Consider the following 22,129-nt stretch of genomic DNA (forward strand, 5'->3'; position numbering starts at 1 on the left):
TCGTGCTCGGGGCCAACGCGCTCGACAGGTCCACCAGCCCCTACCTTCGTCAGCACGCGGACAATCCGGTGCACTGGCAGGAGTGGACGACGGAGGCGTTGGAGTCCGCCCGCGAGCGCGACGTCCCGATCCTGCTGTCCATCGGGTACTCGGCGTGCCACTGGTGCCACGTCATGGCACACGAATCGTTCGAAGATGCCGAGACGGCCGCGTCGATGAACGCGAACTTCGTCTGCATCAAGGTCGATCGCGAAGAGCGTCCCGACCTGGATGCCGTGTACATGAGCGCAACCGTCGCGATGACCGGCCAGGGCGGTTGGCCGATGACATGCTTTCTCACTCCGGACGCCGAGCCGTTCTACTGCGGAACCTACTTCCCGCCCCGACCGCGAGCGGGAACCCCGTCGTTCACACAGTTGCTCGAGGCAGTCTCGGACACCTGGACGACCCGCCGCGCCGAGGTGTTCGACGCCTCCGCCGCGATCACCGAGGCCCTCCGGGACAACTCCGGCCGGCTCCCGGCGTCGGGCAAACCCGTCGACGCGGACCTGCTCGCGGATGCAGTGTCCTCGGTGCTGGCCGACGAGGACGCAGAGCGAGGCGGATTCGGTGGCGCGCCCAAATTTCCGCCCAGCTCGCTGCTGGAAGGACTGCTCCGACACTACGAGCGAACCGGGTCGACGTCGGTACGGGGCGCCGTCACGCGCACCGCGTCGGCGATGGCTCGCGGCGGGATTCACGATCAGATCGGCGGCGGATTCGCGCGATACGCCGTCGATGCGGAGTGGATCGTTCCGCATTTCGAGAAGATGCTCTACGACAATGCCCTGCTGCTCAGGTTCTACGGTCACCTCGCCCGCGTCACCGGTGACGCGCTGGCAACGCGGGTAGCCGACGCCACCGCTGCTTTCGTTCTCGGCGCGATGCGCACCGAGCAGGGGTGTTTCGCCGCTGCGCTGGACGCGGACACCGAAGGCGTCGAGGGTCTCACGTACGTGTGGACTCCCGAGCAACTCGTGGAAACCCTCGGCTTCGAGGACGGCGTCTGGGCAGCGGGGCTGTTCGCCGTCGACTCGTCGGGCACGTTCGAGGCCGGCATGTCGGTGCTCCAACTACCGGAGGATCCAGACGACACCGAACGCTTCGAGCAAGTGCGCGCAACCCTGATGGCCGCTCGTGACCTGCGCCCACAACCGGGACGTGACAACAAGGTGATCACCGCGTGGAACGGCCTGGCCATCACCGCTCTCGCCGAGGCAGGCTCCGGACTCGGACGCAGTACCTGGGTCGATGCCGCCGCCGAATGCGGCGAACAGATCTTCGCCCGGCACGAGGAGAACGGCCGGCTGCGTCGGGCATCGCTCGGACCTCACGTGGGCGAGGCGGCCGGAGTGCTCGAGGACTACGCCTGCATGGCCGTCGGATCGCTGTCGCTGCTGTCCGCGACCGGGGACACGGTGTGGTTGGAACGCGCCGTCCGACTCGTCGACGCAGCCATCGCGCACTTCGCCGACCCGGACAACCCCGGCAGCTGGTTCGACACCGCCGACGACGCCGAAGCATTGGTCACCCGGCCCAGGGACCCCCTCGACAACGCCACCCCGTCCGGCGCGTCGACCATCACCGAGGCTTTGCTCGCGATCGAAGCGCTCGTGCCGTCGGAGTCCGCCGCCACGTACGGTGACCTGGCGGCAGCGGGCCTGGCTCGGGCGTCGGTCGTGATGGAACGCGCGCCTCGGTCGGCAGGGCACTGGCTGGCCGTAGCCGAGGCATCCGTACGCGGTCCGCTGCAGGTCGCGATATCGGTCGACGGTGACAGTCGACTGCTGGATGTTGCTCGCAGACACGCACCGGGCGGCACCACCATAGTTGCAGGCGCCGTCGATTCGTCTCCGCTCCTCACGGACCGGCCGACCGTCGACGGCAACGAGGCAGCCTACGTGTGCCGCGGGTTCGTCTGTGACAGACCGGTGACGACGGAGGAAGAACTGGTTGCGGCGTTGCGCCGCTAGAACAGCACGAGCCACACCGCGACGAGGTGGCAGATTGCGGCGAGAACCGTAGCGGCGTGGAAGAACTCGTGGTGGCCGAATGTCGTCGGCCACGGGTTGGGCCACTTCGTGGCGTACAGAACAGCTCCGACGCTGTACAGAATGCCGCCGACCAGCAGCAGAACGAACGGTGCATAGCCGACGTGATCGATAAGCGTCGGCGCGACCGGGACAATCGCCCACCCCAGAATGAGGTAGAGCGGAACACCGACCCACCGCGGCGCCTGCGGCCACAACATCTTCAGCGCAACCCCGCCGAGAGCACCCAGCCAGACGATGATCAACAGGGTCCGGCCGGTGCTCGTCGGTAGGCCCAGTATCGCGAACGGGGTGTAACTGCCCGCGATGAACACGAAAATCATCGAATGGTCGGCGCGTTTCATCCACACACGGTGGGCCGGGTTGTCCCAGTGGACACGGTGGTAGGTAGCGCTGACGCCGAACACGCCGCAGACGGTGACCGCGTACACGGCCGTCGCGATCCCCGCGCCGACCGACACCAGTGTGAAGGCCAACGTGACCAACACGATGCCGGACACCACCGCCACTCCGAACGCATAGAGATGGATCCAACCGCGCATGCGTGGTTTGACCGGTAGCTCGTCGATCCCGAACATCGTCATAGCCCCACCTCGACTCGAAACGCAAGATCCGCTCCCTGGAGAACCTACGCAACCGTAAGTTCGCTGCCTACTGTACCGGCGAGTAGCTCGACACGGTCGAACGAGACGGTGACCCCGCAGGCTCCACTCCTGCTTCCCGGGTCATTCCGCAGGCTCCACTCCTGCTTCCCGGGTCATTCCGCAGGCTCCACTCCTGCTTCCCGGGTCATTCCGCAGGCTCCACTCCTGCCGGGCGTAAGGTTGTGCCCCGTGGTGATGTCTCGGTGAAGATTCTCCCGACCAAGGTGCGCAGCGTCCTCTACAACGTGTACGAGCGACGCCTGTTGACACAGCTCGACGACGTGGCGCATCCCCGCCACGTCGCTGTGATGTGCGACGGCAACCGCCGCTGGGCTCGGGAGAACGGCTTCACCGACGTCGCGCACGGGCACCGGATGGGGGCCCTGAAGATCGCCGAGATGCTGGGGTGGTGTGACGCAGCGGGCATCGAGATGGCGACGATCTACCTGCTGTCCACCGAGAACCTCCGTCGCGACCCTGACGAGTTGGAATCGCTGCTCGAGATCATCACCGACGTCGTCGAGGAAATTTCCGGCCCGGAACAGAACTGGACCGTCAAGATCGTCGGGACACTCGACCTTCTCCCGGCCGCAACTGCACGTCGTCTCAAGGAAGCCGCGGAACTGACGGCCGGTCGGACCGGGACCCACGTCAACGTCGCAGTCGGGTACGGCGGCAGACAGGAAATCGCCGACGCTGTCCAAGCGCTGCTGAGCGAGAAGATCGCCGAGGGATTGACCGGTGAAGAGCTCATCGGCTCGGTCAACGTCGACGGCATCGACTCCCACCTGTACACGTCGGGTCAGCCCGATCCGGACCTGGTGATCCGGACCTCCGGCGAACAGCGGCTCTCGGGGTTTCTGCTGTGGCAGAGCGCGTACTCGGAAATCTGGTTCACCGAGGCGTACTGGCCGGAGTTCAGGCGCGTCGACTTCCTGCGCGCACTGCGCGACTACGCCGCCCGGCACCGCCGCTTCGGCATCTAGATGAGCGGAAATGTGCCTCGTGGTCACTCCACAGGCTCCGCTCCTGCCGGCCCTGGCCCACATTTCCGCTCACAGCTTGCGTAGCCGCAGCCTGTTGATGGTGTGGTCGGCGTCCTTGCGCAACACCATCGTCGCGCGCGGACGCGTCGGAAGAATGTTCTCCACCAGATTCGGCAGGTTGATCGAGTGCCACAGGTCTTCGGCCGCGATCTTCGCGTGCTCGTCCGAAAGATTCGCGTAGTGGTGGAAGTGTGCGTCCGGATCGGCGAACGACGTCTCGCGCAGTGCAAGAAAGCGTTTGACGTACCAGTGCTCGATGTCCTCGATGCGCGCGTCGACGTAGATCGAGAAGTCGAACAGATCCGACACCATCAACCGTGAGCCGGTCTGCAGAACGTTGAGGCCCTCGACGATCAGGATGTCCGGCTGGCGAACCATGTGGAACTGACCCTTGATGATGTCGTACGACACGTGCGAGTACACCGGCGCCGACACTTCCTCCGCACCGGACTTCACCTCGGTCACGAAGCGCAGAAGCTTGCGTCGGTCGTAGCTCTCCGGAAAGCCCTTGCGATGCAGGATTCCGCGGCGCATCAGCTCGGCCGTCGAATACAGGAAACCGTCGGTCGTCACCAGGTCGACACGAGGATGGTGATCCCACCGTGCCAGAAGCGCCTGCAGCACACGGGCCGTCGTCGATTTGCCGACGGCGACGCTTCCCGCCACACCGATGACGAACGGCACCTGTCGATCCGGGTGCTTCTCACCGAGGAACGTTGCGGTAGCCGCGAACAACCGTTGCCGCGCCGCGACCTGAAGGTGGATGAGTCTGGCCAACGGCAGATACACCTCGGCCACCTCGTCGAGGTCGATCTGCTCACCCAGTCCGCGAAGCCCGACCAGTTCCTCTTCGGTCAGAACCAGCGGGGTGGACTGACGGAGCGTTCTCCACTGCGCACGGTCGAACTCGACGTACGGGCTGGTCTCGCTCATGCGCGCCGTCCACCACGATGGGTCCGTTCCTGCAGGCGTGAACTCCGGGGGAGCGCGAGTCGCATGAATGACGATTGTGCTCGGTGCCACGAGGACTCGCACGGGCGGGGTAGTTCACTGGTTGTTCACCCGGTCGGTGACGCTAGTGTCGGACAGCATGAACGCCGATTCCTTCGTCCGCGACTACCTCACCCTCGGCCTGAAATTCGATCGCCTCGAAGAGGGGTTCGTCGACGCGTACACCGGTGACCCCGAGCTACGACGGCAGGTGGAGAACGCACCGGCGCCCGAGCCGAAGGAGCTTGCGCGTCGAGCAGGGGAGCTTCGCAAGGAACTGGGCAACACAGGCCTGCCCGAGCAGCGTGCCGAGTTCGTCGACGTTCATCTTCGGGCGCTCGAATGCTCGGCCCGCAAGTTCGCCGGCGAGGACATCGGCTTCGTCGACGAGGTCTTCGCGTACTTCGACGTCCACATCGAGCCGGGCGATCAGGACGAGTACCGCCAGGCCCACCGAAAGATGGACGACGTGCTGGCCGGCCCCGGTTCGCTCGCCGAACGTCTTGCCGCACACCGGGCGCAGGACGTCGTACCCGCGGATCGGTTGCAGGAGTGCGTCGACGCCTTCTCCAGTGCCCTGCGGGACCGCGTGCGTGCCGAATACACGCTGCCGGACACCGAACAGGTCACCTACGAGGTCGTCGGAGACAAACCGTGGTCGGGGTTCAACTACTACCTCGGTGATTACAAGTCCACCGTCGCGATCAACTCCGACCTGCAGCAGCAGATGGCGAACTTGCCTCACCTGATCGCGCACGAGGCGTACCCGGGTCATCACACCGAGCACTGCCGCAAGGAAGCCGGGCTGGTGGCGTCGGGCCAGACGGAGCAGACCCTGTTCCTGGTCAACACTCCGCAATGCCTGATGGCCGAGGGGCTCGCCGACCTCGCGTTGAAGTCGATCGTCGGGCCGGGGTGGGGTGTGTGGGCGCAGGAGATCTACGCCGACCTGGGGCTGCGCTTCGACGGTGAGAAGGCGGAACGGTTGTCCGAGGCGTCGGGGCAGCTGCTCGGTGTTCGTCAGGACGCGGCGTTGCTGCTGCACGATCAGCACAAGTCGCAGGACGACGTCGCTGCCTACCTCGAACGCTGGTCGCTGACGTCGCCGCAGCGCGCCCGGCAGAGTCTGAAGTTTCTGTCGTCGCCGTTGTGGCGCGCGTACATCAGTACCTACGTCGAGGGCTACAAGCTTCTCGGTGGGTGGCTCGACAAGGGCAAAACGGTCAGCGAGCGATCCGCGCTGTTCGGCCGCCTGCTCGACGAACCGCTCATCCCCAGCGCGCTGCGTGAGCACTGAGGTGCATCTCGTAAACTGAATGCGCCAATCCCGCAGCTCACCCTTGGAGACACCTGTAATGACCGACGTCAACACTCAGTCGCTCGCCGAACTCGACCCCGAGGTAGCCGAAGCCATGGCTGGCGAACTCGGTCGTCAGCGCGACACGCTCGAGATGATCGCGTCGGAGAACTTCGTTCCACGCGCAGTCCTCCAGGCACAGGGCAGCGTGTTGACGAACAAGTACGCCGAGGGCTACCCGGGACGTCGCTACTACGGCGGGTGCGAGCACGTCGACGTCGTCGAGGATCTGGCGCGCAATCGTGCCAAGGAACTGTTCGGTGCCGAATTCGCCAACGTGCAACCCCACGCGGGCGCGCAGGCCAACGCCGCGGTCCTGATGGCACTGATCAACCCGGGTGACAAGATCATGGGCCTCGACCTGGCGCACGGCGGTCACCTGACGCACGGTATGAAGCTGAACTTCTCCGGCAAGCTGTACGAGGTCGAGTCCTATGGAGTCAGCAAGGAAGACCACCGCATCGACATGGACGAGGTGCGCAAGCAGGCACTGACGTCCAAGCCGCAGGTTCTCATCGCCGGCTGGTCCGCCTACCCGCGCCACCAGGACTTCGAGGCGTTCCGTTCCATCGCCGACGAGGTCGGTGCCCTCCTGTGGGTCGACATGGCCCACTTCGCCGGTCTGGTCGCCGCGGGTGTCCACCCGTCCCCCGTGCCGTACGCCGACGTCGTGTCCTCAACGGTGCACAAGACGCTCGGTGGCCCCCGCTCCGGCCTGATCCTCGCCAAGAAGGAATGGGCCAAGAAGATCAACTCCGCCGTCTTCCCCGGTCAGCAGGGTGGGCCGCTCATGCATGCCGTCGCAGCGAAGGCCGTTGCCTTCAAGATCGCGGCGACGCCGGAGTTCAAGGAACGTCAGGAGCGCACCCTGCTCGGTGCATCCCTCCTCGCCGATCGGTTGAACGCCAAGGACGTCGCGGACAAGGGCATCTCCGTCCTCACCGGTGGCACCGACGTCCACCTCGCGCTCGTCGACCTGCGTAGCTCGGACCTCGACGGCCAGCAGGCAGAGGATCTGTTGCACGAGGTCGGAATCACCGTGAACCGCAATGCCGTTCCGTTCGATCCTCGCCCGCCGATGATCACCTCGGGTCTGCGCATCGGAACCGCGGCACTCGCTACCCGCGGATTCGGCGAAGCCGAGTTCACCGAGGTCGCGGACATCATCGCCACTGCTCTCGCCACCGGCGAGGCAAGCGACTCGCTCAAGGAGCGCGTCGTCAAGGTCGCTCAGTCCAAGCCGCTCTACGACGGTCTCGAGGACTGGGGACTGCTGGGATAGGCACCCGTCGTCGCACGAAAGGCCCACTCGTTCGAGTGGGCCTTTCGTGCGTTCTGGTCCGTTTTCGCCGTTTGGTCCCGCCCGGACAGTGCGGAGGTGGTACATGTAGAAGAAGGAGCAGTCGAACGTCGAGTGCTCACCGACCGGGCGCCGCAGAACGTACGCGGACACGCCTGGTTTCGTTGCGTTTCAGCCATTCTGGTACGCCTGACCCGGTTAACGTGTTGTTCACCGACACGCCCTGAACTCGCCGAGCCAATTGCTGGTTTCGGCTGTACCGTCGGCAGTAACAGGCAGCGGGGAAGCTACCTGTGCGGGAGGTTCTGATACGTGACTGAGCTAGTGAGCGCGAGAGGGCCGGCACCCGGCCCTCGTGTCATCTGACACGCCAGGACCGACCGGCCGAGCGACAAATGTCCGCGCGGTGCCGCGCCGGACGTAGGAGCCCCACGTGACCACTTCACGCTCCGTTTCCGCCCCCCTTCGGACATTCGTGCTGGACACCTCGGTTCTGCTGTCGGATCCCTGGGCTGTCATCCGGTTCGCCGAGCACAATGTGGTTCTTCCGCTGATCGTGATCAGCGAACTGGAGGGTAAACGCCACCACCACGAATTGGGATGGTTCGCGCGGGAATCCTTGCGTATGCTCGACGATCTTCGCGTCGAGCACGGCCGCCTCGATCAGCCGGTTCCCATCGGAACCGACGGGGGCACACTGCAAGTCGAGCTCAACCACACCGATCCGTCCGTGCTTCCCGTCGGGTTCCGCACCGACTCCAACGACTCTCGCATCCTCGCCTGCGCCCTCAACCTAGCCGCCGAAGGCAAGGACGTCGTCCTGGTCAGCAAGGACATCCCACTTCGCGTCAAAGCAGGTGCTGTGGGCCTCCCTGCCGACGAGTACCACGCACACGACGTCGTTCCGTCGGGCTGGACCGGAATGGCCGAGCTCGACGTGCAGGCAGGCGACATCGATCGACTGTTCGCCGAAGGCGTCATCGACCTCGACGGTGCACGGGACATGCCGTGCCACACCGGTGTTCGACTGCTCGGTGGACGCTCCAGCGCACTCGGACGCGTCACGGCGGACAAGCAGATCCAGCTCGTCCGCGGCGAGCGTGAAGCATTCGGGTTGCACGGTCGATCAGCGGAACAGCGCGTCGCACTCGACCTTCTGCTCGACGAGAGCATCGGCATCGTCTCGCTCGGCGGCAAGGCCGGAACCGGCAAGTCCGCTCTGGCGTTGACCGCAGGTCTCGAAGCCGTCCTCGAACGCCGAACCCACCGGAAAGTCGTCGTGTTCCGACCGCTGTACGCCGTCGGAGGCCAGGAGCTGGGTTACCTGCCGGGCAGCGAAAGCGAGAAGATGGGTCCGTGGGCCCAGGCCGTCTTCGACACCCTCGACGGTCTCGCCAGCCCCGAGGTGATGGAAGAGGTCATTGCCCGCGGAATGCTGGAAGTGCTGCCGCTGACGCACATTCGCGGCAGGTCGCTGCACGACTCCTTCGTCATCGTCGACGAGGCGCAATCCCTGGAACGCAACGTGCTGCTGACGGTGCTCTCACGCCTCGGTAGCGGCTCGCGCGTCGTGCTGACCCACGATGTCGCCCAGCGTGACAACCTCCGTGTCGGCAGGCACGACGGTGTCGCCGCGGTCATCGAGAAGCTGAAGGGCCATCCGCTTTTCGCGCACATCACCCTCACCCGAAGCGAGCGTTCCCCGATCGCCGCGTTGGTGACGGAAATGCTGGAAGAGTTCGGTCCCGCAGGCGCTTGATGTGAGTGGGAATGTAGGACAGGTCCTACATTCCCACTCACATAGGGTGCTCAGCGGGTAGGCGGCACGAGCAACCCGGTCTCGAAGGCGCGAACCACCGCTTGGAGTCGGTCTCGTACGTCGAGTTTGGTGAGAATTTGCGCGAGATGATATTTGACCGTCGACAGCTCGATGACCAACTCTTCGCCGATCTCTCGGTTCGACAGACCTCGGGCGAGAAGGCCGAGGATCTCGAATTCTCGGGCGGTGAGTGTCGTGTACCGGTTGTTCGTCTTCACAGGCGACGGAGGTGGGCGACGGCGGTTGAACTCGGAAATGACCCGGCGGGTGAGCCGCTGATCGAGAGTGCCGTCCCCGGCGGCGACCGATCGGACCGCAGCGATCAGGGTGTCTTCGTCGGACCCTTTGAGTAGAAAGCCCGACGCTCCTGCTTCGAGGGCTCCGAAAACGTACTCGTCGATGTCGAATGTGGTGACGACGAGGACGGCGCTGTTCAGTGCCGAATCCGCGGTGATGATCCGGGTCGCTTCGACGCCGTCCATTCCCGGCATCCTGATGTCCATCATCACCACATCGGGCCGTAGGCGCCCCGCGAGTTCGACGGCCTCACGCCCGTCGGATGCCTGTCCGACGACGTCGATTCCCTCGGCCTGGCCGAAGATCACCGCCAGACCCGCCCGCACGATGGGCTGGTCGTCGGCAATGAGCAAGGTGATCACGATAGACGTCCCGGCGTGATGACGAGACGGTTCTGCCACCCACCGTCGGGAGCTGCGCCGGTCTCGAGAGCGGCTCCGATGAGATGGGCACGTTCGGCCATGCCGATCAGCCCCAGCCCGCTGGTAACCGGCGAATCGATCGAAGCCGTGGCCGGGGGCCCGTTCGTCACGGTCACCACGACGGCGCGCCCGCCCGGATCGGAGACGATGTCGACGGTGCAGTCGGCGCCCGGGGCGTGCTGGATCGCGTTGGCGAGCGACTCTTGAATCATGCGGTAGACGGTAGCGCGTTCGATCGGACCCAAGGGGGTGTCGTCGCGGCCGTGGTAGTCGACCCGCACTCCGCGGTTGCGCACGGCCGCAACGAGACCGGCTACATCGTCGGGAACGAAGGACAGGGCTGTCTCCTCGTCGTGATCTCGAAGAAGCCCCACCGTTGCGCGCAACTGGTCCAGCGTACTGCCGGCCTCGTCGATCGCGGTCCGCAGATAGGGCTGGGCGGCTGCGGAATTCGCGGTACGAAGGAGGACTCCAGCGGCTTGGATACTGACCACGATCGCGGTGACATGGTGCGCGGCGATGTCGTGCAATTCCCGGGCCAGTGCCGTGCGTTCCTCCGTCAAGGCCCGGGCGACGGTCGCCTCTCGGTCGCGTTCGGCCGCATCGGCGCGATCACGGTAGGCGCGCAGCAGCTTCGCTCGCGACCTCGCTGCGTCGGCCAACACCGCGGGAAGGGCGACCTGCAGCATCACCCGTAGTGCCGACGAACCCACAGCGGAGAACGACGTGAATTGAGGATTGACTGCCAATGCAGTCACGCTGATCGCGAATGTGACTGTCGCCGAGGCGATAAGCGCGATCCACGAGTGGCGTGTCGACATCTCGCGAGCCAGTGTGTACGCGGCGATCGCGACCCCGAGTGCTCCGGCACCGATTTCACCACCCGTCGCGATGATCACCACCGCGTCGAGTGCAGTGCATGCGGCCAGCACCGCCGTCGGGAAGCGAAGCCGGCACAACAGGAGGGCAGCCTGCAGCAGTACCGCGCCGCCGGGTAGCCAGGCTTCCACGTCGCGCGCATCGCCTTCCGGCATCCCGAGAGCCAGGTACGTGCATCCGACGACGGCAACGACCACCGACGGTAGGTGGGGCCACCACCGGAGTCGAGACAGAGACAACTGCGCCATAACAGTCAAGGGTGCCTCACCCGAGCGTGCTGGGCCCCATCCCATGGAACGGGAAACAAACCGATCCGTGGGTGGGGGAGATCGCGGCGTCGACTCGGCATCGTTGACGGAGTCGCTCGATCCTGCGGCACACCATTTCCGAGAAAGGTCGAAACACTGTGAACACGACGACACCACCGAGATCACCACGACGTCGCCGGGCACTCCTGGCGCTGGCTGCGAGCCTCGCCGTCGGTGCGAGCGTGGTCTCCGCATGCTCGTACGATGCGTGGGCCAAACCGTACGACAACGTCATGGAGGCGGTGACCGAGCGGCTCGATTCGCTCGTCGCGGCCGGATATCCGGCCGCGCTGGCGTCGGTGACACAACCGGACGGAAGCCACACCGCCGTGGCCGCGGGACTGGGCGACAGTGCAACGGAAGAACCGGCGTCGGCCGACAGCGAGGTCCGCATCGGAAGCAACACGAAGATGTTCGTCGCGACCGTGGTCATGCAACTGGTCGACGAGGGGAGGGTCGATCTCGACGTGCCGGTCGAGACCTACCTCCCCGGTCTCGTCACCGGTGACGGCATCGACGGCAACGACATCACCGTCCGCGCGCTCCTGCAGCACACCTCCGGTCTCCCCGAATACGTCGACACGATCGCCGAGGACGCCTTCGCAGTGCAGGACAACTACATCGCCCCGAGGGACATGCTGGACATCGCGCTCGAGCGCCCTGCCGACGCCGCACCCGGTGCTCAGTGGCAGTACAGCAACACCAACTATGTGGTGCTGGGTCTGCTTGTCGAGCGTGTGACACAGCGAACTCTGGCCGAGCAGATCCAAGAAGGAATTGCGGCACCCCTCGGACTGTCCCGTACCTATCTACCCGACGCCGGTGAAAGGACCATCCGCGGCGAGCACCCGACCAGCTACCACGCCGATACGAACGGCGAATTGCGCTCGATGACCGACATGGATACCTCCTACGCATGGGCGGCCGGGGCCATGGTCTCCACACCGAGCGAACTGAACACCTTCATGCAGGCACTCGTCGGCGGGAAACTCGTCAGTGACGAGGCGTCGGCTCAGATGCAGACCACCGTGGCCGCCGGTGACGAACTGATTCCCGACGCCGCATACGGGCTCGGCATGCAGGCCTATCCGCTCAGTTGCGGGGGCGTCTCCTGGGGGCACGGCGGCGACATTCCTGGCACTCAGACGCGCAACGCCATCGGGCCCGACGGCACGGCAGTGACCATCGCGGTGACCGCGTTGCCGTGGGCAGTCATCGACGCGGAGGACGAGCAGGCCCTGCTCGACGGGTATCGAATCGTTATCGACGCGCTCGACGCGACACTGTGCGATGCGGTTGTTGCTTGACCCCACGTACTCGGGCGTTGGGAAAATTCACAGAGCTCAGGGGCGCTACTTCGGGCCGTGGGCTGCAGGCGCTACGGTTGCTGGTATGTCTACGAATATGACGGACGGTGACCTGCTGCTTCGGCTCGAGCCAGCCGTCGAAGAGAACCTGACCCGCCACATCGAGGAGGCGGAGGACTGGCATCCGCACGACTTCGCACCGTGGGACGACGGCCGCAACTTCGCGTTCCTCGGGGGCGAGGACTGGGCTCCCGAGCAGTCGCACCTCTCCGACGTGGAGATTCTGTCCGCGACGGTCGGCGTACTGGTCGCAGACAATCTGCCTGCGTACCACCGCGAACTCGCTCGCGCGCTCACCGGCCTCGGCGCGTGGTGGAAGTGGACGGGTCGATGGACGTCGGAAGAAAACCGTCAAGCCATCGTGCTGCGCGACTTCCTGGTTCTGACGCGCGCGGTGGACCCCGTCGCGCTCGAACGGGTGCGCATGGAGGAAATGACGAGGGGGTACAGCGCTCCGAGCCTGCACGTGCTGGACATCATCTCGCACTTCGCCATCGACGAGACCGCGGCCGCGCTGCGCAACACCAACACCGTTGCTCTCGGCGGCGACGAGGTGCTCGGCAAGATCCTGACCAAGATCGCGGCCGACGACACCCGTCAGGCAACGTTCTACGTCAACGTCGTCAACGAGGCGTTCGGCGTCGCACCGGACCAGATGGCTCGTGCTGTCGCGGATCGGGTGAGCGGCTTCGCGATCCCCGTCGTCGACCTGCCGAGCAAGAAGAACAGCACCGAGGCTCTCGCAGAAGCCGGCATCTACGACGAGGACCAGCAGCGAGACAAGGTGTTCAAGCCGCTGCTGGAGCGCTGGAACTTCTTCGGCCGCGACGACCTCGGCGACGACGGCAAGAAAGCTCGTGAGGAGCTAGCTCACCTCGCCTGAGCTCGACCCCCGAACATGACTGTGCCACCGCAACTGTATGACAGTTGCGGTGGCACAGTCATGCCGGAAGGGGAGCGGAGACCGACTAGTCCTTGACCTTCGCCATGGCGAGGACGTCGAGACGCTTGTCGAGTTCTTCCTCGCTGAGCTTGTCGCCGATGAGTCCGCGGTCGATGACGGTCTGACGGATGGTCTTCTTCTCCTTCAGAGCCTGCTTGGCGACGGCTGCTGCTTCCTCGTAGCCGATTGCCGAGTTCAGCGGCGTCACGATGGACGGCGAGGACTCGGCGAGGGTCTTGAGGTGGTCGACGTTGGCTTCGAGGCCGACGATGCACTTGTCCGCGAAGAGGACCGAGACGTTGGCGAGGAGCTTGAACGACTCGAGTACGTTGCGCGCCATCATCGGGATGTAGACGTTGAGTTCGAATGCTCCCGATGCACCGCCGAATGCGACGGCGGCGTCGTTGCCGATGACCTGTGCGGCGACCTGCGTGACTGCCTCGGGCAGAACGGGATTGACCTTGCCGGGCATGATGGAGCTACCGGGCTGCAGGTCGGGGAGGGCGATTTCACCGAGGCCGGTGAGCGGTCCCGAGCCCATCCAACGGACGTCGTTGGCGATCTTGGTCAGCGACACGGCGATGGTGCGCAGTGCGCCCGATGCCTCGACGAGGCCGTCGCGTGCTGCCTGTGCCTCGAAGGAATCCTTCGCTGCGGTCAGGGCGTCGATTCCAGTCGACTTCACCAGTTCGGCAACAACTTTCGGGCCGAAGCCGTCGGGTGCATTGAGGCCGGTGCCGACGGCAGTGCCGCCGATGGGCAGCTCACCCAGGCGAGGGAGGGTGGCCTCGACGCGCTCGATGCCCGCTTCGATCTGACGGGCGTAGCCGCCGAATTCCTGGCCGAGCGTGACCGGCACGGCGTCCATGAGGTGAGTGCGGCCGGACTTCACGACGGTCTTCCACTCGGTCGCCTTGGCGGCCAGTGCCTCGTGCAGGTGCTTCAGCGCAGGCACCAGCGAGGTGACGGCTGCCTCGGTGGCGGCGACGTGCGTGGCCGTCGGGAACGTGTCGTTGGAGCTCTGCGACATGTTGACGTGGTCGTTGGGGTGAACCTCGACACCGTTCGCCTTGGCGATCGACGCGATGACCTCGTTGGCGTTCATGTTGGAGCTGGTGCCGGAACCGGTCTGGAAGACGTCGATGGGGAACTGATCGTCGTGCTTGCCGTCGGCGATCTCGGTTGCCGCGGAGATGATGGCGTCGGCGAGGGCGCCGTCGAGCAGCCCGAGGTCCTTGTTGACCTGTGCGCATGCAGCCTTCAGCAAGCCCATTGCGCGGATCTGGGTGCGCTCGAGGGGGCGGAAGGAGATGGGGAAGTTCTCCACCGCGCGCTGCGTCTGTGCACGCCACAACGCGTCGACGGGGACGCGAACCTCTCCCATGGTGTCGTGCTCGATCCGGTACTGCTGTTCGTCTGTCTGCGTCATGAGCCTTACTTTGCCAGTTGAAGTTGCGGAGGGGTGAGCGCGCCCTGGGCCGGGAGTGGAGCCTGCAGGAATGACCCGGATCAGAACGACGGAGCTTGCCCTGATTCGTCGCCGTCGAAGTCGACGGAACTGTATTCGCGGAGCTTCTCGAGGCGGTGGTAGGCGTCGATCATGCGCACGGTGCCCGACTTGGAGCGCATCACGATGGACTGGGTGTGTGCGCCCCCGCCTGCGTAGCGAACGCCGCGCAGAAGGTCGCCGTCGGTGACGCCGGTGGCAGTGAAGAAGACGTTCTCGCCGGAGACCAGGTCGCGGGTGTTCAGGACGCGATCGAGGTCGTGACCTGCATCGATGGCCTTCTGACGCTCGGTGTCGTCGGTCGGGGCGAGGCGTCCCTGCAGGGCGCCGTCCATACACCGCATCGCGGCGGCGGCGATGATGCCCTCGGGTGTTCCGCCGATACCGATGAGCAGATCGGTGCCGGAATCGGGACGTGCTGCGGCGATGGCACCCGCGACGTCACCGTCGGAGATGAGGCGGATGCGGGATCCGGCGTCGCGGACCTGCTGGATCAGTTCGGCGTGGCGCGGACGGTCCAGGATGCACACCGTGACGTCGGATGCGGAGCCTTTCTTGACCTTCGCAATCCGAGCGATGTTCTCCTTGACCGGTGCAGTGATGTCGATGACATCGGCGTACTCGGGTCCGACGGCAATCTTCTCCATGTAGAACACGGCCGACGGATCGAACATCGCGCCGCGCTCGGCAACGGCCAGCACCGAGATCGCGTTGGGCATGCCCTTGGCCATCAACGTGGTTCCGTCGACGGGATCGACGGCGAAGTCGACCTCGGGACCATTGCCGTTGCCGACCTGCTCACCGTTGTAGAGCATCGGCGCTTCGTCCTTCTCGCCTTCACCGATGACGACGACGCCGCGCATGGAAACAGAGCTGACCAGCTGACGCATGGCGTCGACGGCGGCACCGTCGCCACCTTCCTTGTCGCCACGTCCGACCCAGCGACCCGACGCGAGGGCACCGGCCTCGGTGACACGTACGAGCTCGAGGGCGAGGTTGCGATCTGGCGCCATGGCGCGAGTGGACTCGGTGCTGGCCGTCATCGGTTTGTAGCCTCCTGGTAGATGGGGGTCTTACCCAGGCGCGATTATCTCATTCGTGAGCCGCGTCATGCGAGGTAGGGCATGCGCCGACCGAGCGCTGGCATGCAGCGGACACCCTGGGTCGTCCCGCAGGCTGCTCTCCCGGATACTGGAGGTGTGGCGAACAGCAAACCCCGGATCCTCAACAACAACCGCGACATGGTGTGGTCCCTCATTCCGCTTGTCATCGCCTGTCTGCTGATCGCCGGTATCGCCTCCCAGTGCTCTCTCAGCCCCGGCGGACCGTCGCAGGGACCCATCCCGAACTTCGACGTCGACGCTGCCCTGCAGTACGACGCTTCCGAGCTGAACTTCCCGATCCGCAATCCTCGGGTGCCCGAAGGGTGGACTCCGAACTCCGGCAGCCGCCAGTCCATCGCGGGGGATCAGGGCGGTGACGTCAGCAACGTCGGTTTCATCTCCGACGCCGGTCGCTACATCAAGTTGACGCAGTCCAGCGCGAGCGAGGAAGTCCTCGTTCCGTTCGCCGTCGGCGAGGCGCGGTACGCGTCGGGCACCGAATCGATCGACGGTGCGGAGTGGATCGTCTACGACCAGGAGGGAAGCGAGGCGGTGTGGGTCACCGATCTGGGTGACGTTCGACTGCTCGTGACCGGTAGCGGCAGCACCGAGGAATTCACGACCCTGGCCGCCGCAACGACGAGCGCCGAGCCGCTCACTCCCTAGTTCTCTTCTTCCTCGATGTGCGCGAGCGCGTTCTCTACGCGCTTGCGTGCACCCGCGAGGTGCTCCTCGCAACGGGTGGCCAACTGTTCGCCGCGCTCCCACAGCGCAAGTGAGGCGTCGAGATCCAGCCCGCCCTGCTCCAGGACCTTCACCACGTCGACCAGTTCGTCGCGGGCTGCTTCGTAGCCGAGTTCGGTGACCGGTGTTTCCTCGCTCATGGTGTTCCTCTCATTTGACTTTGCCCATGACCGCGGCGGTGACTGCGCCGTCGGCCACTCGTACTCGGATCTGGGTACCCGGAGGGGCGTCGTCCACCGACCTCAACACCTCTGGATCGGTGCCCGCCACCACGCGCTGGACGACGGCATAACCCCTCGCCAGCGTCGCTGCGGGCCCGAGCGTCTGCAGACGTGCCCGCAGATGTTCGACGAGAGTCTCCTGCTTCGCCAACTCGCGCAGGACGTCGCGCCTCCCTGCGTCGACGAGTCTGGTGATCTCTTCGCTGCGCCGGTCGATGCCCGCGACGGGGTCGGCCAGTGCGGGCCGGTGTCGGATCATCTCGAGCGCACGTGCTTCGCGTTGGACCCAGTTGCGCAGTGCAGCAGCTGTTCTGGAGCGCAGCTCGGCGATCAGATTCTGTTCGGCGACGGCGTCGGGAACCACCAGCTTGGCCGCGTCGGTCGGTGTTGCGGCGCGGAGATCGGCGACGTGGTCGCTGAGCGGGCTGTCGGGTTCGTGTCCGATGGCGCTGACGATCGGGGTCGTGGCCTTCGAGATGGCACGGCACAGGGCCTCGTCCGAGAACGGCAGGAGGTCTTCGACGCTGCCGCCGCCGCGAGCGAGGATGATGACGTCGACATTGCCGTCGAGGTCGGAGAGTGCGTCGAGGATCGCCGGTACTGCGGTCGGTCCTTGGACCGGGGTGTGGCGAACCTCGAAGTGCACTGCGGGCCAACGCCGTCGGGCGACAGTGAGAACGTCCTTCTCGGCTGCCGACGCGCGGGCCGTGACCAGTCCGATGGTGCGGGGGAGGAACGGCAATGGGCGCTTGAGACGAGGATCGAACAGTCCCTCGGCGGCGAGAAGGGCCCGCAGGCGTTCGATGCGTGCCAGCAGTTCGCCGACGCCGACGGCGCGAATGTCGGTGGCGCGCAACGAGATGGTTCCACGGCCCGTGTAGAACGACAACTTGCCGTACAGGATCACCCGCGCGCCCTCGGTGAGCGGGACGGGGGAGCGGTCGAGCAACTGAGGCGAACACGTCACCGACAGCGACATGTCCGCGGACGGATCACGAAGAACGAGAAATGCAGTGCGTGTACCCGGCCGAGCGTTGATCTGCGTCAGCTGACCTTCGACCCATACGCTGCCGAGCTTGTCGATCCATCCCGCCACCTTCATGGCGACGGTTCGGACAGGCCACGGCTCCTCTGCAGTACTTGCGGTCACTTGGCCTTCGCGGTGGTGATTCGATTGTCGAGCATGGTCAGAAACGGAGCGCGGCGCAGCGACGCATCCTCGTACTCACGCAGGGCCTCGAGGTCCGCGAGAGACAGCGACCGCAGCCGGGCACGCAGCTGAGCGAGGGCGAGGGTGTCGTAATCCACCATCTCGACGATTTCCGGACGGTCGGCTGCGACCGTCGGCACGTCGTCTTTCTGGATCTCCTCCGGAGGCGTCGAGTACAGCGCGAAGCGCCCTGACGCAGCGACCGGCTCGCCGGCGACATCGTCGTGATCGGGGATGTCGACGTCACCGTCGGTGGCCCCGGGAACGTCGTCCTCGAACACCGCCCAGGACGGCTGCTCCTGATCCGGTGTCCCGATGAGCGGAAGCGACGAGATCGCCTGATCGCCCTTGATGGCCAGCGCCGTCACTTGCTGCTGAAAGCGCATCGTGCTCGCCAGAACTTCGCTGACGACGGTCATCGGAAGCGTGATCGCAGTACTGGGGAGTTTGCGAGCTTCTTCGACGACCGTCACGGCCACACCGGCAGCTACGCGTGCGGCGAACGGAACACGAGTCATGCGCACCAGAGTGCCTGAATTCCGAGTGTTTGGGTAGCCGACATGCTGTGCTCGGCCGGTGAAGCCGAGCCGGGCACGTATCCTTGGGGACATGTCTTCGGCTGTTCCCTTGAATCTCGGTATCGCACGTCCGTCCGGCGACGGCGCACCTGCGTACTCCGGTGCCAAACGAGTCCTCCTCGCAGAGCCACGCGGCTACTGCGCTGGGGTGGACCGCGCCGTCGAGACGGTGGAGAAAGCGCTGGAGAAGCACGGTGCGCCCGTCTATGTCCGCAAGGAGATCGTGCACAACAGGCACGTCGTGGAGACGCTGGCGGACCGCGGCGCCGTCTTCGTCGAGGAGACCGACGAAGTTCCCGAGGGCTCTCTACTCGTCTTCTCCGCGCACGGGGTGTCCCCGGCTGTGCACGCATCGGCAGCCGAGCGCCAGCTCCGCACCATCGACGCCACCTGCCCGCTGGTGACGAAGGTGCACCAGGAAGCCAAGCGCTTCGCCCGTGACGACTACGACATTCTGCTGATCGGTCACGAAGGACACGAAGAGGTCGAGGGCACAGCAGGCGAGGCTCCGGACCACGTTCAGCTCGTCGACGGCCCCGACTCGGTCGACAACGTCACCGTGCGCGACGAGAACAAGGTGATCTGGCTGTCCCAGACGACGCTCAGTGTCGACGAAACGATGATGACGGTTGCTCGCCTGCGCGAGAAGTTCCCGACGCTGCAGGATCCGCCGAGCGACGACATCTGCTACGCGACGCAGAACCGTCAGGTCGCCGTCAAGGCGATGGCACCCGAGTGCGACCTCGTCATCGTGGTGGGATCGAAGAACTCGTCCAACTCGGTGCGCCTCGTCGAGGTCGCACTGACGGCAGGCGCTCGCGCCAGCTACCTCGTCGACTACGCCAAAGAGGTGGACACCGCCTGGTTGGACGGCATCACAACCGTAGGCATCACCTCGGGCGCGTCGGTGCCGGAGATCCTGGTGCAGGGCGTCATCGAATTGCTCGCCGAGCACGGCTTCGGGGATGTTCAACCGGTCACCACAGCCAACGAAACCTTGGTGTTCTCCCTGCCCCGCGAGCTGCGCCAGGCGAAGGCCTGAGCCGGTTCCGGTCAGCCCCGATCGCGACGCCTCAGGCGTCTCCGCGATCGCGGTAGCGCACCTGCGGTACGGGATGCGGCGGGATGTGCGCGCCGCCTTGCGAAGCGGGTCGGGGTGTCGGAATCGGTCTGGGTGTAGCTGCCGGCCTCGGTGTGGCAGCGCGAGGGGCCGAGTACGGGTCCACCTCGGGTGGCCGAGGAACCCGCGGGGGCTGTGACCTGGGGACAGGTCGGCGCGCGGGATCTGCAGCAGGCTGTTCGGTCCGCGCAGGCCGGTACGGATCGGCGGCCGGCCGATCGAGCAGAGGGTCGACGCGTTCTCGACGGCTCCTGCGACCCTCGCCTGCATCGGCACGTGTCGCGGTCACGGCTTCGCCGCGGCCGTGGGCAGCGCGAGTGTCGGCGCCCCGGCGCTCGGCAGCTCTGGTCTGCGTCCGCTGGCCGCCGTCTCGGGACGTCCGACGATTGTCCTGTGCCGCCCGGCGGTTGTCTTGTGCTGTCTGACGGTTGTCACGGGCGCGCTGGCGGGTTTCCTGCGCTCGGTCACGGATGGTTCGTTTGGCAGCGCCTGCCGGTGCGTGGCTCGCCTGCTTCTTCAGGAAGATGCGTGCCCCGCCGACGGCAAGGGCAAGTACCGTGCCGAGCAGCATCAGCGGGAACCGGTTGACCAGCGGAATCGCGACGTTCAGCAGGATGTCGCGCAGGCTCGTCCCTGCGTTCTCGATCATGAACTGATACGAGAGCGGTACAGCGACGAACAGGATCAGCGGTGCTTGCACCATCGCGGTGAACAACCCGCGGTAGCGCACCAGCACGACGGCAGCGACGGTGCCGACGATGTAGAAGGACGCGAAAGCCGACGTCAGTTCCGATCCGCGTGCAGCATCGATGGCGACACCGAGAAACGTCGCGCCGACGGCGATGGCCACTGCCCCCCAAGCAGGGACGCCGGGCACGGAAGCGAGAGCTGAACGTTGATCCAGCGGTACCCCGGAACGGGCACGTTGGGAGGTAGACACCCCTCGAGGTTAGCGGCTGTTCACCCCACCGCGTCGCTGACATGACCGAACTGCCCCCGAGAGTGCGACGAATCGGACGTTCTCGGGTGTTGATCGATCCGCTTCACGTCCACGACGTCCGCGTCGAACAGTTCCAGTTCGTGAAGCTTGCGGGCGGTGACGCCTACACGGGCGTCCACCGAGGACACCGTCGAGTTGAAGGAGTCGACGGCCTTGCCGAGATGCGATCCGAGCTTGTCGAGGTGCGAGGACACGACGCCGAGTCGGGTGTACAGCTCGCGTCCGAGCTGCTGGATACGAGCAGCGTCCTCGGCGAGTGATTCCTGCTTCCACGTGTACGCCACCGTCCGCAGCAGCGCGACCAAAGTGGTCGGGGTGGCAAGTATCACGTTCCGGGTGAAGGCGTACTCGAGAAGCGACGAATCGGATGTCAACGCTGCGTCGAGGAACGGGTCTCCGGGAACGAACAGAACGACGAACTCCGGCGTCGGCTCGAACGAACGCCAGTATTCCTTGGCCGCCAACTGATCGACGTGGGTCCTGAGGTGGCGTGCATGTCGCGTCATCGCTTTGCCGCGCCGCTCCGGGTCCTCCTCCTGCGCTGCGTCGAGGTAGGCGGCGAACGGAACCTTGGCGTCCACGACGATCTGCCGACCGCCGGCGAGCCTGACGATCATGTCCGGACGAATCCCGTCCTTGGAGACCTGGGTGTCGAAGTCGCAGTGTTTGACCATGCCTGCCAGCTCGACCACACGCTCCAGCTGCATCTCACCCCACCGGCCGCGGATCTGCGGAGCCCGCAGCGCAGTGACCAACTGCGAAGTCTGGGTCGACAGCTGCACCGACGCACGGTGCATACCCGTCACCTGCTCGCTGAGCCCCGCGTAGGCGCGGATACGACTGTGCTCGACCTGGCGAACGTGCTCGGTCAACGCGTCGACAGCGTCGTGCAACGGCTCGACGAGGTGCGAGACCTGCTGGCCGATGGCTCCCGAGTGTCTGCGTGCCGAGTCCTCGTTCACCGCAGCGAGAGACCGACGAAGAAGCGCCTCGTTGTCCCGCAACGCGGCCAACTGCGCTTCGGCTCGAACCGCGCGATCCCCGGTGCGGGACGCGTGCAGCAGCCACCCGATGGCGGCCCCGACGAGCAGCGCCAGCATCATCCCGAGGGCAGTCAGAGCGTTCATGACGCAGATGATGCACGAGGGCACCGACACACCAGCCGTTCCGCAGGCGCCACTCCC

20 protein-coding genes are annotated in these 22,129 nt (G+C 65.6%); 9 read left to right on the top strand and 11 right to left on the bottom strand.

Annotated elements, in window-relative coordinates; genetic code table 11:
- The first annotated feature begins 2 nt into the window (after positions 1-2).
- The gene (locus CH292_RS08565; RefSeq protein ID WP_020112647.1) at positions 3-2,012 is read left to right on the top strand and encodes a thioredoxin domain-containing protein; all 2,010 of its coding nucleotides are present in this window, start codon (positions 3-5) and stop codon (positions 2,010-2,012) included.
- Here the strand turns inward: CH292_RS08565 and CH292_RS08570 are convergent.
- Positions 2,009-2,674 (bottom strand): hemolysin III family protein, encoded by a 666-nt coding sequence (locus CH292_RS08570; RefSeq protein WP_019665475.1) that lies wholly within the window; start codon positions 2,672-2,674, stop codon positions 2,009-2,011. The two genes, CH292_RS08565 and CH292_RS08570, sit on opposite strands and share 4 nt — an antisense overlap.
- A gap of 263 nt (positions 2,675-2,937) precedes the next feature.
- Between CH292_RS08570 and CH292_RS08575 the strand changes: the two genes are divergently transcribed.
- The gene (locus CH292_RS08575; protein ID WP_019665474.1) at positions 2,938-3,720 is read left to right on the top strand and encodes an isoprenyl transferase; all 783 of its coding nucleotides are present in this window, start codon (positions 2,938-2,940) and stop codon (positions 3,718-3,720) included.
- A 69-nt stretch (positions 3,721-3,789) separates the two neighbouring features.
- Here the strand turns inward: CH292_RS08575 and coaA are convergent, their stop codons facing one another.
- Positions 3,790-4,713 carry a type I pantothenate kinase gene (gene coaA / locus CH292_RS08580; protein ID WP_026347854.1) on the bottom strand — a complete coding sequence of 308 codons (924 nt, stop codon included), beginning with the start codon at positions 4,711-4,713 and terminating at the stop codon, positions 3,790-3,792.
- Between the two features lie 157 nt (positions 4,714-4,870).
- On the opposite strand from coaA, the gene CH292_RS08585 reads away from it, so the two are divergent.
- The 3 genes from CH292_RS08585 to CH292_RS08595 all read left to right on the top strand — a co-directional run bounded on the left by CH292_RS08585 (position 4,871) and on the right by CH292_RS08595 (position 9,186).
- Positions 4,871-6,067: a hypothetical protein gene (locus tag CH292_RS08585; protein WP_026347853.1), complete on the top strand. Its 1,197-nt coding sequence runs from the start codon at positions 4,871-4,873 to the stop codon at positions 6,065-6,067.
- A 58-nt stretch (positions 6,068-6,125) separates the two neighbouring features.
- A complete protein-coding gene (glyA, locus tag CH292_RS08590; RefSeq protein WP_019665471.1) occupies positions 6,126-7,409 on the top strand; it encodes a serine hydroxymethyltransferase in 1,284 nt (427 codons plus the stop codon).
- A gap of 451 nt (positions 7,410-7,860) precedes the next feature.
- On the top strand, positions 7,861-9,186 hold the full coding sequence (locus CH292_RS08595; protein ID WP_176458783.1) for a PhoH family protein: 1,326 nt from the start codon (positions 7,861-7,863) through the stop codon (positions 9,184-9,186).
- Positions 9,187-9,236: 50 nt separating this feature from the next.
- Here the strand turns inward: CH292_RS08595 and CH292_RS08600 are convergent, their stop codons facing one another.
- Positions 9,237-9,908 (bottom strand): response regulator transcription factor, encoded by a 672-nt coding sequence (locus tag CH292_RS08600; RefSeq protein WP_218829529.1) that lies wholly within the window; start codon positions 9,906-9,908, stop codon positions 9,237-9,239.
- Positions 9,902-11,092 (bottom strand): sensor histidine kinase, encoded by a 1,191-nt coding sequence (locus CH292_RS08605; RefSeq protein WP_179275358.1) that lies wholly within the window; start codon positions 11,090-11,092, stop codon positions 9,902-9,904. The genes CH292_RS08600 and CH292_RS08605 overlap by 7 nt, the downstream gene beginning before the upstream one ends.
- A gap of 158 nt (positions 11,093-11,250) precedes the next feature.
- Here CH292_RS08605 and CH292_RS08610 point away from each other — a divergent pair, with 158 nt between their 5' ends.
- On the top strand, positions 11,251-12,459 hold the full coding sequence (locus tag CH292_RS08610) for a serine hydrolase (protein ID WP_256977983.1): 1,209 nt from the start codon (positions 11,251-11,253) through the stop codon (positions 12,457-12,459).
- 85 nt (positions 12,460-12,544) lie between these two features.
- On the top strand, positions 12,545-13,402 hold the full coding sequence (locus tag CH292_RS08615) for an acyl-ACP desaturase (protein ID WP_094654494.1): 858 nt from the start codon (positions 12,545-12,547) through the stop codon (positions 13,400-13,402).
- 85 nt (positions 13,403-13,487) lie between these two features.
- Here CH292_RS08615 and CH292_RS08620 read toward each other — a convergent pair whose 3' ends face one another.
- Positions 13,488-14,891, bottom strand: a complete 1,404-nt coding sequence (locus CH292_RS08620) for a class II fumarate hydratase (RefSeq protein ID WP_037105798.1) — start codon at positions 14,889-14,891, stop codon at positions 13,488-13,490.
- Positions 14,892-14,971: 80 nt separating this feature from the next.
- A complete protein-coding gene (gene glpX, locus CH292_RS08625; RefSeq protein ID WP_037105800.1) occupies positions 14,972-16,012 on the bottom strand; it encodes a class II fructose-bisphosphatase in 1,041 nt (346 codons plus the stop codon).
- A gap of 156 nt (positions 16,013-16,168) precedes the next feature.
- Here glpX and CH292_RS08630 point away from each other — a divergent pair, with 156 nt between their 5' ends.
- A complete protein-coding gene (locus tag CH292_RS08630; protein ID WP_037105802.1) occupies positions 16,169-16,738 on the top strand; it encodes a DUF4245 domain-containing protein in 570 nt (189 codons plus the stop codon).
- Here the strand turns inward: CH292_RS08630 and CH292_RS08635 are convergent.
- From CH292_RS08635 to CH292_RS08645, 3 genes are read right to left on the bottom strand one after another with little or no spacing between them, the layout of a single operon-like run.
- Positions 16,735-16,956 (bottom strand): exodeoxyribonuclease VII small subunit, encoded by a 222-nt coding sequence (locus CH292_RS08635; RefSeq protein WP_019665464.1) that lies wholly within the window; start codon positions 16,954-16,956, stop codon positions 16,735-16,737. The two genes, CH292_RS08630 and CH292_RS08635, sit on opposite strands and share 4 nt — an antisense overlap.
- A 10-nt stretch (positions 16,957-16,966) precedes the next feature.
- Positions 16,967-18,187 carry an exodeoxyribonuclease VII large subunit gene (gene xseA, locus CH292_RS08640; RefSeq protein ID WP_019665463.1) on the bottom strand — a complete coding sequence of 407 codons (1,221 nt, stop codon included), beginning with the start codon at positions 18,185-18,187 and terminating at the stop codon, positions 16,967-16,969.
- Complete coding sequence (locus tag CH292_RS08645) at positions 18,184-18,765, bottom strand: lipid droplet-associated protein (protein ID WP_020112640.1); 582 nt, start codon at positions 18,763-18,765, stop codon at positions 18,184-18,186. The genes xseA and CH292_RS08645 overlap by 4 nt, the downstream gene beginning before the upstream one ends.
- A gap of 91 nt (positions 18,766-18,856) precedes the next feature.
- Between CH292_RS08645 and CH292_RS08650 the strand changes: the two genes are divergently transcribed.
- Positions 18,857-19,867: a 4-hydroxy-3-methylbut-2-enyl diphosphate reductase gene (locus CH292_RS08650; protein WP_094654495.1), complete on the top strand. Its 1,011-nt coding sequence runs from the start codon at positions 18,857-18,859 to the stop codon at positions 19,865-19,867.
- A gap of 31 nt (positions 19,868-19,898) precedes the next feature.
- Here CH292_RS08650 and CH292_RS08655 read toward each other — a convergent pair whose 3' ends face one another.
- Complete coding sequence (locus CH292_RS08655; RefSeq protein WP_179277936.1) at positions 19,899-20,885, bottom strand: DUF6542 domain-containing protein; 987 nt, start codon at positions 20,883-20,885, stop codon at positions 19,899-19,901.
- Positions 20,886-20,905: 20 nt separating this feature from the next.
- Positions 20,906-22,072, bottom strand: coding sequence for a DNA recombination protein RmuC (locus tag CH292_RS08660; protein ID WP_094628411.1), 1,167 nt, complete (start codon positions 22,070-22,072; stop codon positions 20,906-20,908).
- Between the last annotated feature and the right edge of the window lie 57 nt (positions 22,073-22,129).

Origin of the sequence: Rhodococcus sp. 14-2470-1a, assembly GCF_002259425.1 — a bacterium.
GTDB lineage: Bacteria > Actinomycetota > Actinomycetes > Mycobacteriales > Mycobacteriaceae > Rhodococcoides > Rhodococcoides fascians_E.